This window comes from Butyricicoccus pullicaecorum, from assembly GCF_002160355.1.
Lineage (GTDB): Bacteria > Bacillota > Clostridia > Oscillospirales > Butyricicoccaceae > Butyricicoccus > Butyricicoccus pullicaecorum.
In genome coordinates, this window is record NZ_NFKK01000002.1 from 296858 (window position 1) to 311903 (window position 15046).

Annotated in this window: 14 protein-coding genes and 2 tRNA genes; 15 read left to right on the plus strand and 1 reads right to left on the minus strand. The window is 55.2% G+C overall.

Annotation, left to right across the window (positions count from 1 at the left end; genetic code table 11):
- The 11 genes from B5F17_RS03085 (at position 1) to B5F17_RS03135 (ending at position 12170) form a co-directional block, all read left to right on the plus strand.
- Positions 1-639 carry a DUF4867 family protein gene (locus tag B5F17_RS03085; protein WP_087370674.1) on the plus strand — a complete coding sequence of 213 codons (639 nt, stop codon included), beginning with the start codon at positions 1-3 and terminating at the stop codon, positions 637-639.
- Positions 640-680: 41 nt separating this feature from the next.
- Positions 681-2156, plus strand: a complete 1476-nt coding sequence (locus B5F17_RS03090; protein ID WP_087370677.1) for an L-fucose/L-arabinose isomerase family protein — start codon at positions 681-683, stop codon at positions 2154-2156.
- Positions 2157-2404: 248 nt separating this feature from the next.
- Complete coding sequence (locus B5F17_RS14990; protein WP_206396690.1) at positions 2405-2782, plus strand: hypothetical protein; 378 nt, start codon at positions 2405-2407, stop codon at positions 2780-2782.
- 22 nt (positions 2783-2804) lie between these two features.
- Positions 2805-3287, plus strand: coding sequence for an RNA polymerase sigma factor (locus tag B5F17_RS03100; RefSeq protein WP_087370680.1), 483 nt, complete (start codon positions 2805-2807; stop codon positions 3285-3287).
- Positions 3280-4092 carry an anti-sigma-I factor RsgI family protein gene (locus B5F17_RS03105; protein ID WP_087370683.1) on the plus strand — a complete coding sequence of 271 codons (813 nt, stop codon included), beginning with the start codon at positions 3280-3282 and terminating at the stop codon, positions 4090-4092. Before B5F17_RS03100 ends, B5F17_RS03105 begins: the two co-directional genes overlap by 8 nt.
- A 262-nt stretch (positions 4093-4354) precedes the next feature.
- Positions 4355-6229 (plus strand): beta-glucoside-specific PTS transporter subunit IIABC, encoded by a 1875-nt coding sequence (locus B5F17_RS03110; RefSeq protein ID WP_087370685.1) that lies wholly within the window; start codon positions 4355-4357, stop codon positions 6227-6229.
- Positions 6230-6245: 16 nt separating this feature from the next.
- Positions 6246-7658 (plus strand): glycoside hydrolase family 1 protein, encoded by a 1413-nt coding sequence (locus tag B5F17_RS03115; RefSeq protein WP_087370688.1) that lies wholly within the window; start codon positions 6246-6248, stop codon positions 7656-7658.
- A gap of 41 nt (positions 7659-7699) precedes the next feature.
- Complete coding sequence (licT, locus tag B5F17_RS03120; RefSeq protein WP_087370691.1) at positions 7700-8533, plus strand: BglG family transcription antiterminator LicT; 834 nt, start codon at positions 7700-7702, stop codon at positions 8531-8533.
- A 120-nt stretch (positions 8534-8653) separates the two neighbouring features.
- Complete coding sequence (locus tag B5F17_RS03125; protein WP_087370694.1) at positions 8654-9685, plus strand: linear amide C-N hydrolase; 1032 nt, start codon at positions 8654-8656, stop codon at positions 9683-9685.
- A 171-nt stretch (positions 9686-9856) separates the two neighbouring features.
- Positions 9857-10426, plus strand: a complete 570-nt coding sequence (locus B5F17_RS03130) for a manganese efflux pump MntP (RefSeq protein ID WP_087370696.1) — start codon at positions 9857-9859, stop codon at positions 10424-10426.
- A 145-nt stretch (positions 10427-10571) separates the two neighbouring features.
- Positions 10572-12170 (plus strand): C69 family dipeptidase, encoded by a 1599-nt coding sequence (locus tag B5F17_RS03135; protein WP_087370699.1) that lies wholly within the window; start codon positions 10572-10574, stop codon positions 12168-12170.
- Positions 12171-12649: 479 nt separating this feature from the next.
- Here the strand turns inward: B5F17_RS03135 and B5F17_RS03140 are convergent, their stop codons facing one another.
- Complete coding sequence (locus B5F17_RS03140) at positions 12650-13384, minus strand: tRNA 2-thiocytidine biosynthesis TtcA family protein (protein WP_087370702.1); 735 nt, start codon at positions 13382-13384, stop codon at positions 12650-12652.
- A 304-nt stretch (positions 13385-13688) separates the two neighbouring features.
- Here B5F17_RS03140 and rplM point away from each other — a divergent pair, with 304 nt between their 5' ends.
- The 4 genes from rplM (at position 13689) to B5F17_RS03160 (ending at position 15025) form a co-directional block, all read left to right on the plus strand.
- A complete protein-coding gene (rplM, locus tag B5F17_RS03145) occupies positions 13689-14117 on the plus strand; it encodes a 50S ribosomal protein L13 (RefSeq protein WP_016147302.1) in 429 nt (142 codons plus the stop codon).
- Positions 14118-14140: 23 nt separating this feature from the next.
- The gene (gene rpsI / locus B5F17_RS03150; RefSeq protein WP_016147301.1) at positions 14141-14548 is read left to right on the plus strand and encodes a 30S ribosomal protein S9; all 408 of its coding nucleotides are present in this window, start codon (positions 14141-14143) and stop codon (positions 14546-14548) included.
- A gap of 286 nt (positions 14549-14834) precedes the next feature.
- A tRNA-Leu gene (locus B5F17_RS03155) sits at positions 14835-14920 on the plus strand.
- 19 nt (positions 14921-14939) lie between these two features.
- Positions 14940-15025: transfer RNA gene (locus B5F17_RS03160), tRNA-Leu, on the plus strand.
- Positions 15026-15046: the final 21 nt, after the last annotated feature.

Below are 15046 nucleotides of genomic sequence, written 5' to 3' on the forward strand. Positions count from 1 at the left end.
ATGCAAATCATGAGCGTTTTCGATACGACATTTGCACCCTATGGCCGTGTGATTGCAGACCTAGACTGCACCGAACTGCTGGACACGCTGCGCAAGACCACCGACAAGCCGGAGGATGCAGTTGTCTACGTTCCGTCGGCAGCACAGCTCGAGGCGCTGCCGGTGTTTGACACTTTGCGCGACAGCGTATACGGCGGCATGCCCATCCAGATCGGCTACTGCAACGGCTCCAACACCAAGCTCAACTGTGTGGAGTACCACAGAGACAGTGAGATCAACATTGTGGCCGACGACATGGTCTTTCTGGTCGGTTTGGAGAGCGATATCACAGACGGCAAGCTGGACACCGCGTCCATCCGTGCGTTCCGTGCACCGGCTGGCACGGCGGTCGAGCTGTACGCCACCACGCTGCACTATGCTCCCTGTGACGCTGCCAAGGGCGCAGGCTTCCGCGTTGCAGTCGTTCTGCCGCGCGGTACCAACACCGAAAAGCCCGACGGCACCGGTACACTTACCGAGGATAAGCTGCTCTGGGCACGCAACAAGTGGCTGATTGCACATTCTGACACGAACGAGGCAAAACAGGGCGCATTTGTCGGCCTTGAAGGTGAAAACCCCGACATCGCGTCGCTGATCTGAATTTTTTTATCCGCAAAGAGATGAGAACGGAGGAACATAAAATGACCAACATTCCTGAACTCAAACTTGGTATCATCTCGGTAAGCCGCAGCTGCTTCCCGATTACACTGTCCGAAAAGCGCCGCTCCAACGTTGTCCGTGCGTTCGGCGAGGGCCTGTACGAGTGCCCGATCTGCGTCGAGAATGAAGTTGACGCACGCAAGGCGGTTGACGATGTTGTCGCACACGGCGTGAACGCACTGTGCGTATTCCTGGGCAACTTCGGTCCCGAGACCCCCGAGACCATGATCGCAGACTGGTTCGACGGTCCGATCATGTACACCTCGGCTGCCGAAGGTGACGGTGACCTGCACGATGGCCGCGGCGACGCATACTGCGGCATGCTCAACGCATCCTACAACCTGGGTCTGCGCGGCAAGCGCGTGTACATCCCGGATTATCCGTGCGCAACCGCAGAGGAAGCTGCACAGCAGATTCGCGAGTTTGCACCGATTGCCACCGCGCTGATTGGCCTCAAGGGTCTGAAAATCTTCGCATTCGGCCCGCGTCCGAACGATTTCCTGGCCTGCAATGCGCCCATCAAGGCACTGTATGATCTGGGCGTCGCCGTTGAGGAGCACTCCGAGCTTGACCTGCTGGTTGCTTACAACAAGCATAAGGATGACCCGCGCATCCCGGCGAAGATGGCTGAGATGGCTGCCGAGGCTGGCAACGGCGAGAGCAAGTTCGCTGGCATCCTGCCCCGTCTGGCACAGTATGAGCTGACCCTCGAGGACTGGATGGCTGAGCATCTGGGAACCAGCAAGTACGCAGCCTTTGCAAACAAGTGCTGGCCTGCATTCCAGACCGAGTTCGGCTTCGTGCCCTGCTATGTCAATTCCCGCCTGACCGGCCGCGGCATTCCGGTTTCGTGCGAGGTTGATATTTACGGCGCACTGAGCGAGTACATCGGTATCTGCGTATCCGGTTCGGCTGTCACCCTGCTGGATATCAACAACTCGGTACCGGCTTCCATGTATGAAGAGTCCATCGCGGGCAAGGTTCCGTACCGTCATCGCGAGACCTTTATGGGCTTCCACTGCGGCAACACCTGCCCGAGCCTGCTGCGCAACCCGCACATGGGCTACCAGCTGATTATGAAGCGCGACCTCGAGCCCGATCTGCCCGAGCCCGACATCACCCGTGGCACCATGGAAGGCGACATCAAGGCCGGTGACATCACCTTCTTCCGTCTCCAGTCCACCGCATCCACCCAGCTGCGTGCATACGTTGCACAGGGCGAGGTACTGGACGTTCCGACCCAGTCCTTCGGTTCCATCGGCATTTTTGCAATCCCCGAGATGGATCGCTTCTACCGTCATGTGCTCATCGAAAAGCAGTACCCGCATCACGGTGCGGTTGCCTTCGGTCACTATGGCAAGGCTCTGTTCGAGGTCTTTAAGTACCTCGGCGTGACTGATATCGCCTACAATCAGCCCGCATCCCTGCCGTACCCGACCGAGAACCCCTTTCACTAATTAAACACACTTCATTGCGAAACTGATCTTCTACTCTTCTTACCCTTTTCGAACGCCCGGATGCCGTCTGTATCATGCAGGCGGCGTTCGGGCGTTTGATACTTATATAATAAGAAGTCGATTTGCGCGCCAAGTGCGTGGCGTGTATAATGAAAGAAAACGCAAAAAATTTTTTGAAAAGTTTGAACGGATTTGCCTGCCTCAATCGTATGAGAAGTGAAACCACTCATACAAAGGAGGTCAATACGATGAAAAAGAGATGGATGAGCGCTGCGGCAGCGGCAATGGTGCTGATGATTGGTGCGACCAGTGCAGTGGCCTGGGGCGGACAGAGCCGGTATGTCGATGCAAATGGCGACGGCGTGTGTGACAACCGCACGGTGAATTGGGTCGATGCCAACGGTGATGGTATTTGTGATAACTGTGCAGGCAATGGCCAGTGCGTCGGATTTGTGGATGCCAATGGAGACGGCATCTGTGACAATCGAGGAACAAACGGACAGGGCGCAGGCTATGTGGATGCCGACGGCGACGGCGTGTGCGACAATCGCGCGGCTGGCGGCGGTATGATGCGCGGTCAGGGTCGCGGCATGGGCCGAGGTGCAGGAGGCGGCTGCATGCGGTAATACTTTGGATGGGGGTGAAGGTATGAGAAGTGAGCAGGAGACCAATGAGGCGGTCGAGCGGTATGCCGATCTGGTGCGTCGACTGTGCATGATTCATCTGAAAAATCATGCCGACACCGAGGATATCTTCCAAACTGTATTTCTGAAATATCTGACCAGTACGACCGTGTTTGAGAGTCAGGAACACGAGAAAGCCTGGGTTATCCGCGTGACGCTCAACGCCTGCCGGGATCTGCTGCGCAGCTTTTTTCGCAGCAGGACGGTGTCGCTGGACACCCTGCTCGACCAACCTGCCGACCTTGCACCCGGGCACAGTGAAGTGCTCGAAGCCGTTCTGTCCCTGCCTGCACAGTACCGGGATGTCGTGTATCTGCACTATTATGAGGGATATACCGCGCCGGAGATCGGGAAGATCCTGGGAAAGAACGAAAACACCATCTATACGCGCCTGACCCGAGCGCGTGGACTGCTGAAAGAAAAGTTGGGAGGGGATGACGATGCGTGAGCGCGTGCGGGATGCGTTTGATCAGATTACCGCGGATGAAAAATTAAAGGAACAGACCAAGATGTTTCTGGCACAAAAGCGCAGACAAGCACCCGAGCGCAGACCGGTTCGGCGCATGGCGGCCGTTTTGGTCTGCATGATGTGTCTGATGCTGGGTGTGGGCGGCTGGGCGTATTTGACCCCGACTTCGGCCATCAGTATTGAATCGTCCGCAGCGCTCGAGCTCAGCGTCAACCGCTTTGACCGCGTCATCGCCGTGCGCGGTACCGACGAGGCGGGCTGTGCGCTGGCGCAGTCGCTGCAAGTCGATCACATGCCCTATTTGAATGCTCTGCAAGTCGTGCTGGACGCACAGGCGGACGGGGAAGGGGTGTCCATTGGCGTTGCTGGGAAGGATTCTGGCCAGTGCGAGAGCATGCTGCAAGCTGTGCAGAACTGCACCGCCGCGCAAAAGCAGGTGCATTGCTATATGACCGATGCCGACACGCTGGACGCGGCCAGAGAGAGCGATCTGCCGCTCGGCAAATACCGCATGCTGCTGACCTTGCAGGCACTTGACCCCAGCCTGACAGTCGACGATGTGCGCGGACTGTCCATGCCCGAGCTGCGGCAGCTGGAACAAACGCTGTCGGGAACCGATTCGACCGGTCAGACGAGCGGACAGGGGGCACAGAATGGCGGAAATGGTCAAAACGGCAATGGAAACGGCTTAAATGGCGCTGAAAATGGTGCCGGAAACGGCTATGGAAGCGGAAAAGGCAATGGACAGGGCAACGGTGCAAGGCACGGTCAGACCGGAAGCTGAACGAGAGGACTTCGCCAGACTGCACAAGTTCTGCATCAATTATTTGTCAGACTTGCTCGTTGACTTTGTTCTGTGAGTTTGATAGAGTAATTACAGCAATTGAAGACAATGGCTGTTACTGGTAATGCAGGCAAGACCACACAAAAAATCATCGGATTCGATGGTGCTTTTGTTGTGGTCTTTTTTTGTGCTCGCAGAGGGGATTTGCGCAAGGCGCCGGCGCGAGTTCGAGACCGCAGACAGCCAAAGAAAGGGGATTTTTATGGATTACAAAAAACTCGCGTACGATCTGATTCCGCTGGTCGGCGGCGTACAGAACATCAGCAAACTGACCCATTGTGCAACCCGTCTGCGTTTTGAGTTCCATGACCGCAGCAAGGTGGACGCAGCGGCGATCGAAAAGACCGCAGGCGTCATCAGTGTCGTGGAGAAGGGCGGACAGTTCCAGGTCGTTGTCGGCAACGACGTACCGGTGCCCTACCGTGCCCTGATCGATGAGATGGGCGGCACGGCGACCGGCGGTAATACCGCGCAGGACACCACGCCCGAGAAAAAGCCCTCGATCATCAACCGCATCGTCAGTGTCATCTCGACCACCTTCACACCGGTTATCCCGGCGCTGATTGGTGGCGGTATGATTAAGGCTGTCCTGTCCATTCTGGTCCTGTGCGGCCTGAGCGACAGCAGCTCGACCTACCAGATTCTGAACTTTATTTCGGACGCAGCCTTCTACTTCATGCCCGTTCTGCTGGCTTACGGTGCGGCAATCAAGTTCGCATGCAATCCGGTGCTGGCAATGACCCTGGCCTGTGCGCTGCTGCATCCGTCGTGGAGCGGCATGGTCAGTGCAGGCGAAGCCGTCGATTTTTTCAGCATCCCGGTGCGTCTGGTTGACTACTCGTATTCGGTCATCCCGATCATTTTGAGCATCTGGATTATGTCTTACGTCGAGCGTCTGGCAGAAAAATACACACCGTCCATCATTAAGTTTTTCCTCAAACCGCTGATCATTCTGTTCATTTCGGCACCCATTGCGCTGCTGATCGTCGGCCCCTTCGGTGCCTTCCTCAATACGCTCATTGAGAACGCTGCAAATGCCATCAACGCAACTGCAAGCTGGCTGCTGCCCATGCTCATGGGTGCACTCCAGCCCTTCCTCGTCCTGACCGGTACGGCCTGGGCAATGACTCCGATTGCAACCGTGCAGATTTCCTCTCTGGGCTATGAGATCGTCAACGGCCCCGGCATGCTGGCCTCCAACATCGCACAGGGCGGCGCAACGCTGGCCGTTGCCTGCAAGTCTAAGAACCATCAGCTGCGCCAGCTGGCATTCTCCTCCGGTTTCACCGCTGTCATGGGCATCACAGAGCCCTGCCTGTACGGCGTCATCCTCAAGCTCAAAAAGCCACTCATCGCTTCCATGATCGGCGGCGGTATCGGCGGTATTTATGCAGGCCTGTCCGGTCTGGTACGCTATGCGTTCGTATCGCCCGGTCTGGCAGCCCTGCCTGCATTCATCGGTGAAAATCCCATGAACATCGTCCATGCAGTCATCACCTGCGTCATCTCCTTTGTCGCAGCCTTCGTCGCAACTTGGATTATGGGCTTTGACGATCCGGCAAACGAGGAAGACAAGGCAGCACCGACTGCACCTGTAGCACCGTCCCAGCCCAAGGTACAGGCAGAGGCTGCACAGGCAGTTGCTCCGCTGGCAGGCCACGCCATCCCGCTCGAGGAAGTCAGCGATGCGGTGTTCTCTCAGAAGGTCATGGGCGACGGTTTGGCCATCCAGCCGACCGAGGGCAAGGTTTACGCGCCGTTCGACGGTGAAGTCGCTTCGATCTTTGACACCAAGCACGCCATTGGCTTGAACGCTGACAACGGTATGGAAGTTCTCATTCATATCGGTATCGATACGGTCAACTTGCAGGATCAGTACTACGAGGCACACGTCAAGGCAGGCGATCGCGTACACAAGGGCGATCTGCTGATCTCGTTTGACAAGGACGCCATTGAACAGGCCGGATATGAGACTGTTACCCCGGTCATCCTGACCAATACCGACGATTATTCGTCCATCGAGACGGTCACCGGTCAGGATGTCAAGCCCGGTCAGACCGTTCTGACCGTGAAGTAAGAAAGGAAGTCCATTTATGATCTATCAGAAACTGCTCGATTTTCCGCAGGATTTCCTGTGGGGCGCGTCCACCTCGGCCTATCAGGTCGAGGGTGGATGGAATGCCGACGGCAAGAGCCCGTCTATCATTGATATGTACGAGCACCCGGCAGGCTATGCCGATTTTACGGTCGCAAGCGACCATTATCACCGCTTTGAGGAAGACATTGCGCTGTTTGCCCAGATGGGACTCAAGGCATACCGCTTTTCTATTGCTTGGACGCGCATTCTGCCGAACGGGACCGGAGAAGTCAACAGAGCCGGTGTCGAGCACTACCGTGCGGTCATCCGTGCCTGCCGAAAGTATGATATCGAGCCCATCGTGACCATGTACCACTTTGATCTGCCGTGGTGTCTGGAACAGCAGGGCGGCTGGCTGAACCGTGCGACCATTGATGCGTTTGAGGCGTACTGCCGGGTGCTGTTTGAGGAATACGGCGATGAGGTCAAGTATTGGCTGACCATCAACGAGCAGAACACCATGATTCTGCATCCGGGTGCCATCGGCCTGCCCAAGGGCGGTGTGCTGCCCAGCCGCCGCGAGCTGTATCAGATGAACCATCACATGATGCTCGCACAGGCACGGGTCATGAAGCTGTGTCATGCGATGTGCCCGCAGGCTAAAATCGGCCCGGCGCTCAATCTGACCGCCATGTATCCCGAGACCTGCCGCCCGGAGGACGCCATTGCGGCACACAACTGGGAGGTGCTGCGCTGCTGGAACTTTGCCGACGTGCCGGTCTTTGGCTGGTATCATCCGCTCGCTGTGCGCTATCTGGAAGACCGCGGCCTGATGCCCGACGTGCAGCCGGGTGACCGGGAGACGCTCTCGGATGCACATCCCGACTTTATCGCCATGAATTACTATTCGACCGCCACCATTGCTGCCAGCCGCGGCGATGCGTCCGACGTGTCCGCGCGTGCCGGTGACCAGCAGATTATGCTCGGTGAGGAAGGCGTATACCGTGCAGCCGAGAATCCCTATGTCGGCAAGACCAAGTATGGCTGGGTCATCGACCCGACCGGTTTCCGCTACACCCTGCGCAAGGTGTGCGAGCGCTACCATCTGCCTATTCTGATTACCGAAAACGGCATCGGCGCACCCGACGTGCTCGAGGACGATGGCAGCATCCATGACCCGTACCGCATCGAGTTTTACGAGCAGCACCTGCACGCCATGCGCGAGGCCATCACCGACGGTGTGCAGATGATGGGATACTGTCCGTGGTCTGCACTCGACGTGGTGAGCACTCATCAGGGCTATGCCAAGCGTTACGGCTTCATTTATGTCGACCGCGACGAACAGGACTGCCGCAGCATGCGCCGCCTGCCCAAAGATAGTTTCTACTGGTATCAAAAGACCATTGCTGAAAACGGAAAAAACCTGTAAAATAAGGAAAGGAGAATTTTCCGCATAGAAGGGGTAAGGGCATGATCGTACAAAAGATCTTGAACAACAATTTGATCTTGGCTTGCGATGAGAACGGGCAGGAACAGGTCGTCATGGGTAAGGGTCTGCGCTTTTTCAATCAGGTGGGACAGGAACTGAGCCGTGAGCATGTGCAGAAGGTGTTCGTGCTGCGCGACGAGGGCGTTGCACAGCGCTATATGCAGCTTTTGCGCGATGTTCCGGCCGAGTCGGCCGAGGTGATTGAGGAAGCGCTGCAGCTGGCTCATGAGCAGTTTCCCGGACGGCTCAACGATCAGATTTTTGTGACCCTGTTCGACCATCTGGTCTACGCCATTGAGCGCTGTCAGAAGCACATCGTCCTGCCCAATCGTCTGCTCTGGGAAGTACGGCGTTTTTATCCGCAGGAGTACGCCGTCGGACAGCAGGTACGGGATTTCCTGAACGAGCGGCTTCAGATTGAGCTGCCCGAGGAGGAAGCGGGCAACATCGCCTTCCATCTGGTCAATGCACAGACCGAAAATCCCGACATGGAGCGCACCATGCAGGCCATGCGCATGCTCAAGGACATCTACGGCATCATCCAGCTGTCCTTCGGCAGGAAGATTGACGAGAATTCGGTGCATTATGCGCGGTTTTTGACCCACATGCAGTATTTTATCGAGCGTGTACTCGATCGAAAGATGCTGGGCAGTGAGGATATCGCGGTACTGGAGCCGGTACTCGAACAAAATCCTGAGGCGTACGCCTGTGCGCGCAGAATTGTTGGATACGTGCAGAAGAACCTGGGTGTGGAGATTCCGCGGGAGGAACTGATCTATCTGACCATCCACATGACCCGTATTATGATGCAATAAAGAGAAGCGAGCGGTGCACCGTGAGGGCATCGCTCGCTTTTGTGCATTGATATTGGTTGGAATAATCGAAAAATGCATAGACTGAAGACACATGCCATATATAAATAAGGAGGCAGTCGCATGAAAGAACATCCCATGTGGGAAGCCGGATGCAGCGCACTGAGTTGGAGCACGCAGGACGGCAAGCACCTGTTTGCACGCAATATGGATTTTACCGGAATGGCACCCGGCACCAGCGTGACCTTTGCGCCGCGCGGTTCGGCGTATGAGCTTTGCAGCGGGCAGCCGTCGGGATACCGTGCGCAGTATGCCGCGGTGGGCATTGGCCTGATGGCCGGTCAGCCGATTCTGTACGAGGGCGTCAATGAGCACGGACTCATGGGCGCACAGCTGTATTATCGCTGCTTTGCGCATTACCCTGATTCAGCGCGGCCGGACACCAAGCCCATCCAGCCGCCCATGCTGGTCTATCATCTGCTTGCCCAGTGCCAGAGCGTACACGAGGCAGCCAAGATGCTCGAACACGACCTGACGCTGGTGTCTGTGCCCATGATGGGAGCAGTGCCGACGCTGCACTGGATGTTCAGTGACCGAACCGGGGAGAGTATGGTGGTCGAGTCCGATGCGGACGGTCTGCATATTTATCGAGACACGGTCGGTGTAATGACCAATAGCCCGAGTTACGCATGGCACCGACTCAATCTGCTCAACTATGCCGGAATACGCGATCTGGATTACGGAGAGCGTACGCTGTGCGGCAATCATTTAGAACCCTGTTTCTCGGGCAGCGGTGCGCAGGGCATCCCGGGAGACTGGTCTTCGCCGTCGCGCTTTGTGCGCCTGTGCATGCTGCGTGAGTATGGCAGAAAGGGCAAGGATGAACAAAGCGGCGTTGCGCGTATTTTCCGACTCATGGAGAGCGCAGCTTTTCCGCTTGGCATGGTGCGTGTGAATGATGAACGGGAGGACGACAGCGCGTTCGACACGACCCTTTATACCTCAGTCGCTTGCGCGGAGTCCGGTCGATTCTACTGGACGACTTACGAAAACCAGAACATTCAGTATGTGGATTTGAAAACCCTGTGCGAGCGGGATACGCCGGTACAGTTTGACCTCAAAACCGAGCCCGATTTCCAGCTGCGGTGCGAGTGAGGCGCGTGGTTCGCGCTTGCAATCGATGGCAAAAAATAGTAATATAATAGGTACGTCCTGTGGTGTGCGAGACAAATGGGACGGGAAAATTCCCCGGAATAACAGCCGGGGGATTTTTTTGAGCACCCGGCGCATCAGCCGGGGAGGAACCGAGAAAAAGGAGAACATTGTATGCAAATTTTGGAACTGATTCTGGTTGCGATCGGTCTTTCCATGGACGCGCTTGCCGTGTCCATCTGCAAAGGCCTGTCGGTCAGCCGCGTGCAGCCCAAACATGCGCTTGCAGTCGGATTGTATTTCGGCGGCTTTCAGGCACTCATGCCGCTCATCGGCTACCTGCTGGGCATCCGCTTCCAGACGCTCATCAGCGCGTTCGACCACTGGATCGCTTTCGTTCTGCTGGCGCTGATCGGCGTGAATATGATTCGTGAGTCCCGAAGCGACGACGAGGACGCACCGATGGACGCTGCATTCGGCCCGCGTGCCATGCTGCCGCTTGCCGTGGCAACCAGTATCGACGCGCTGGCTGTCGGTGTGACTTTCGCCTTTCTGGATGTGTCCATCGTGCCCGCTGTTACCCTGATTGGCTGCATCACCTGCGCGATTTCGGCGGGCGGCATCTATCTTGGCCGCGTGGTTGGTGAGCGTTTCCAGTCCTATGCCGAAGCTGCAGGCGGTATCGTGCTTGTTTTGCTGGGTGTCAAGATTCTGCTGGAACATTTAGGTTTCCTGGGTGCTTGAAACCAGTTCCATAAAATAAATTTTCGTGACAGGTAAAATTCCTCTTGCATTTTCTTTCCAGTTGTGATTAAATATGTAAATGTAATGATTAAATATTCACCGCTTGGGGTATCGCGTCAAACGGCGAAAGTAAGGGGAATGATTTATGAAAAAGAAGACGACAGCAATGGTTATGGCCTCGCTGATGGCGCTGACTTCCATCACCTCGGCCTTTGCATGCACTGGTACCATTGTAGGAAGTGATTGGACCGACGACGGCAGCACGATTGTTGCACGTACCGAGGATATTTCGGGCAACCACGCCAAGAACTACATTGTTCATCCCCGTACGACCTATAAGGCCGGCGAGATGTTCAAGGATGTGAGCACCGGCTTCACCTATCCGCAGCCCAGCGTTGCATATCAATACACCTCTGTGCCGGATACCGACATTCAGGCTGACGGCTACTATGGTGAGATCGGTTTCAACGAGTACGGCGTGAGCGTCGATGCAACCGTCTCTGCAAGCGCAAATGAGAAGGCACAGGCTGCCGATCCGTACGTAGAAGATGGCCTGCGTGAGGCTGATATTGTCGATGTCATCCTGCCCCGCGTCAAGAGCGCAAGAGAGGGTGTCAACCTGGTTGTCGACATCCTGAACGAGAAGGGCGCCGCAGAGGGCAACATCTTCACCATCTCGGACAAGGACGAGGTTTGGTACATTGAGATCTACACCGGTCACCGCTTCGCAGCATATAAGGTACCGGACAATGCAGTTGCTGTATTCCCGAACTGCTTTATGCTCGGTTATGTTGATCTGAACAACGCAGAGAGCTATGTTGCTTCCAAGGATCTGATCGAGTTTGCAAAGCAGAACGGTATTTATCAGGAGTACAACGGCAAGTTCCATGCAGCGCTGTCTTACTCTGAGCCGATTTCCGGCGGCAACCGTGACCGTGTCTGGGCTGGTCAGAACTTCCTCGGCCATGCAGTAGACTACGACGCACCGGTATTTGATCTGTTCTTCACCCCGGACGACGGCGAGAAGATTTCGGTCAAGGACGTTATGGAGCTGCAGCGTTACCGCAACGAGGGCACTGAGAAGACCCCCGAGAAGGACAGCTCTGTCCGCACCATCGGCACCGAGCGCAGCGCAGAGGCACACATCGTACAGTTTAAGGATGAGTATCCCAAGGAGCTGGGCGGCCTGCTGTGGATGACTATGGGCAACCCCGAGCACTCGGTTTACCTGCCGTCCTTCGGCAACATCAATGATACCGCAGACGCATACCAGGTCGAGGCGATCGACTACGATGCAGATTCTGCTTACTGGAAGTTCCGCAGCCTGTCCGCAGTTGCTGAGCTCAACCGTGAGATGTACGGTGCAGGCGTACGCGCATACTGGGATGCTTACGAGGATGCACTGATCGCAAAGCAGGAGCAGGTAGACGCTGAGGTCGTTGCTCTGATGGCAAAGAATGAGGATAAGGCAGCAGATTATACCACCGAGCTGGCTGAGACCATCGCAAATGATGCAATGAGCAAGGCTGATCTCATGTTCAGCGAGCTGATGGGTTATATCGCAAAGAATAAGACCACTGACGCGTTTGTACCGTCGGTTATGGCTGAGTTCGAGGCAAAGGAAGAGTCGACTGAGACTGTTCCGGCAACCGAAGTCGCTCCGGCTGAGACGACCGCAACGACTGAGACCGCAGCAGAGGCTACCACTGAGGCAGCTCCGGCAACCGAGGCAGCTGCAAAGTAAGGAAAACCCGCCCCGTGGGCGAAATGAAGCTTTCGCTCAAGCCTTTCTCGAAAGGCTTGCGGGTCCTCAGGGCAGAGCCCTGAGTCGCCATCCGCAGATGGCGAAATCTCCTTTTGATTCCGGTCAACGACCGGAATCAACCAAAATAAATAAAAAAAGCGCGACTCGCAAGTCGCGCAATACTCCGCGGCCAATGGCCGCTCATGGAAAAGACCACCCAAACGGGTGGTCTTTTCCTATTATATCCGTTTTTGCGGATTTCTGGATTCGATAGCGGAAATCAATCGGGGTGTCTTGCGCTCTGCGGAGCGCGCTTTTGAACGAAAGTTTTATTGAAACCCGGGGCGGACACCGGGTTTCAAAAGGGGAGTTTCGCGGCTTGCGAGCCGCGACTCAGGGCTCTGCCCTAAGAACCCGCGGCCTTTCGAGAACGGCCGGCGAAAGCTTTATTTCGCCTGCGGGCGGGATTTGGACGGTGCTTAGAGTTTATAGCGTGTGGTATCCGCGTCCCAACCGTCCAGCGGATAGCGCTGAATTGCGCCGAAGATACGCTCGCGCAGGCCGTGATTCTGCTTTTCCAAGGTCTTGAGCAGGTCTTTGACCTCCTGACGCTTGGTATTGCCATCAGCCGGGCAGGGATTATGCACAACCGGCAGGTTGTTACGGGTTGCAAACGAGCGGATATAATGTTCCGGGGTATAGATTAGGGGACGAATGAGCGTGACACCGACGCGGTCAAGGTAGGTGACCGGCTTAAAGCACGAGATACGGCCCTCGTACATCAGAGACAGCATATAGGTCTCGACCACGTCATCAAAGTGATGACCGAGCGCGACCTTCTTGCAGCCAGCCTGCAAGGCAGCCTCGTGCAGTGCGCCGCGGCGCAGCTTGGCGCACAGCGAGCAGGGATTCTCTTCCTTGCGGATGTCAAATACAATCTGCTTGATCTGGGTGGGAATACGGATGTATTCTACTTCGAGTTCATCGCACAGCGCCTGAACAGGGGAGAAGTCCATGGCATCATAACCCATCTCTAGGGTGATTGCCACGACTTCAAACTTTTTGGGATAAAACCGGCGCAGGCCGGCCAGTGCAGTCAGCAGCGTCAGAGAGTCCTTGCCGCCCGATACACCGACCGCAATGCGGTCGCCTTCTTCGATCATGTGATAATGGTCTACCGCACGGCGGGTGAAAGATAATAGTTTTTGCAGCATAGGTTTTCCTTTCTATATGCGTCCGGATTTTGGTCTAAAGGAAATATAGCAGAAATCCACCGACAGGGCAAGAGGGTAAAAAATAAATTGAGTTGCGAGAAAACAAGAGTATAAGCGAGAATGAAAGAGATTGAGCGAGATTGTCCGAAGATAAATTAAAAAACGAAAAAAAGCTGTTGACTTTCCGATTTCGGTATGGTTTAATAAATAAGGCTCCTCAAGAGCCGCTTTTGATTGCAAAAACAAATCAGCTGAACCACAATATTCGCTGTAAATTATTTTAAAATATATGGAGGAAAGCATCATGTCCACTTTCATGGCAAAGGCAGAGACCGTTGAGCGCAAGTGGTATGTACTGGACGCTGCAGGCAAGCCCCTCGGCCGTACCGCTGCTACCGCTGCTATGCTGCTGCGCGGCAAGCACAAGGCTACTTTCACCCCTCACGTTGACTGCGGTGACTTCGTCATCATCATCAACGCTGACAAGGCAATTCTGACCGGCAAGAAGCTTGAGCAGAAGTACTACCGTCATCATACCGGCTGGGTTGGCCACCTGAAGGAAGTTCAGTACAAGACCCTGATGGCTGAAAATCCGGAGAAGGCTATGCAGCTGGCTGTTAAGGGTATGCTGCCCAAGAACTCGATCGGCCGCCAGTCCGCGACCCGTCTGAAGATCTACAAGGGTGCTGAGCACGGTCATGCAGCTCAGAAGCCCGAAGCATGGGAAAAGTAATCTTGTAAGGAGGATAATGAACAATGTATACGCCTAAGAAAGCATATTTCTACGGTACCGGCAGAAGAAAGTCCTCTGTTGCAAGAGTTCGTCTGTTCCCGGGCGGTACCGGTGAGATCAAGATCAACAACCGCACCATCGACAACTACTTCGGCCTCGAGACCCTGAAGCTGATCGTTCGTCAGCCGCTGGAGGCTACCAACACCACCGATAAGTTCGACATCGAGTGCACTGTTGTCGGCGGCGGCTTCACCGGCCAGGCTGGTGCAATCCGTCACGGCATCGCTCGCGCTCTGCTGCAGGCTAACACCGAGGAGTACCGTCCCACTCTGAAGGCTGCTGGTTTCCTGACCCGCGACCCCAGAATGAAGGAGAGAAAGAAGTACGGCCTCAAGGCTGCACGTCGCGCTCCGCAGTTCTCCAAGCGCTAAATTATCGCTTATCAGAACTCTGGTTTGTACAACAAAAGCACCCAAAACACTTGTTTTGGGTGCTTTTTTCATGCGACATTTTTATATTTTTTCAAGACTGTGCAAAAGCATACAAAAGAAAGCGAAAGGGTGGAATTGCTTGCAGATGGTTGATTTTAATGTGCAGAAACAGTAAAAAATAGAAAATTTGAAATAAATAAAATTTTTGTGGAAATATGCTTGACAATTTTGGGGATATACCGTATAATATAACACGTCGCCGAGGAAAGCGACTCGAAAAGATGACGCGAGTGTGCTGGAACTGGTAGACAGGCACGTTTGAGGGGCGTGTGCTCATAAGGCGTACGGGTTCAAGTCCCGTCACTCGCACCACATTCGAAAAAATAAATATGCAGATGTGGCGGAATGGCAGACGCGCTAGCTTCAGGTGCTAGTGCTCGCAAGGGCGTGTGGGTTCAAGTCCCACCATCTGCACCAAAAATCCCGAATGCGACAGCG

What these genes read in the sequence shown, in the direction of transcription:
- B5F17_RS03100 (WP_087370680.1), top strand. Translation starts at nt 2,805, where the DNA reads ATGAGAAGTGAGCAGGAGACCAATGAGGCGGTCGAGCGGTATGCCGAT.
- B5F17_RS03125 (WP_087370694.1), top strand. Translation starts at nt 8,654, where the DNA reads ATGAAAGAACATCCCATGTGGGAAGCCGGATGCAGCGCACTGAGTTGG.
- B5F17_RS03110 (WP_087370685.1), top strand. Translation starts at nt 4,355, where the DNA reads ATGGATTACAAAAAACTCGCGTACGATCTGATTCCGCTGGTCGGCGGC.
- B5F17_RS03105 (WP_087370683.1), top strand. Translation starts at nt 3,280, where the DNA reads ATGCGTGAGCGCGTGCGGGATGCGTTTGATCAGATTACCGCGGATGAA.
- B5F17_RS03135 (WP_087370699.1), top strand. Translation starts at nt 10,572, where the DNA reads ATGAAAAAGAAGACGACAGCAATGGTTATGGCCTCGCTGATGGCGCTG.
- rpsI (WP_016147301.1), top strand. Translation starts at nt 14,141, where the DNA reads ATGTATACGCCTAAGAAAGCATATTTCTACGGTACCGGCAGAAGAAAG.
- B5F17_RS14990 (WP_206396690.1), top strand. Translation starts at nt 2,405, where the DNA reads ATGAAAAAGAGATGGATGAGCGCTGCGGCAGCGGCAATGGTGCTGATG.
- B5F17_RS03115 (WP_087370688.1), top strand. Translation starts at nt 6,246, where the DNA reads ATGATCTATCAGAAACTGCTCGATTTTCCGCAGGATTTCCTGTGGGGC.
- B5F17_RS03090 (WP_087370677.1), top strand. Translation starts at nt 681, where the DNA reads ATGACCAACATTCCTGAACTCAAACTTGGTATCATCTCGGTAAGCCGC.
- rplM (WP_016147302.1), top strand. Translation starts at nt 13,689, where the DNA reads ATGTCCACTTTCATGGCAAAGGCAGAGACCGTTGAGCGCAAGTGGTAT.
- B5F17_RS03130 (WP_087370696.1), top strand. Translation starts at nt 9,857, where the DNA reads ATGCAAATTTTGGAACTGATTCTGGTTGCGATCGGTCTTTCCATGGAC.
- licT (WP_087370691.1), top strand. Translation starts at nt 7,700, where the DNA reads ATGATCGTACAAAAGATCTTGAACAACAATTTGATCTTGGCTTGCGAT.
- B5F17_RS03140 (WP_087370702.1), bottom strand. Translation starts at nt 13,384, where the DNA reads ATGCTGCAAAAACTATTATCTTTCACCCGCCGTGCGGTAGACCATTAT.
- B5F17_RS03085 (WP_087370674.1), top strand. Translation starts at nt 1, where the DNA reads ATGCAAATCATGAGCGTTTTCGATACGACATTTGCACCCTATGGCCGT.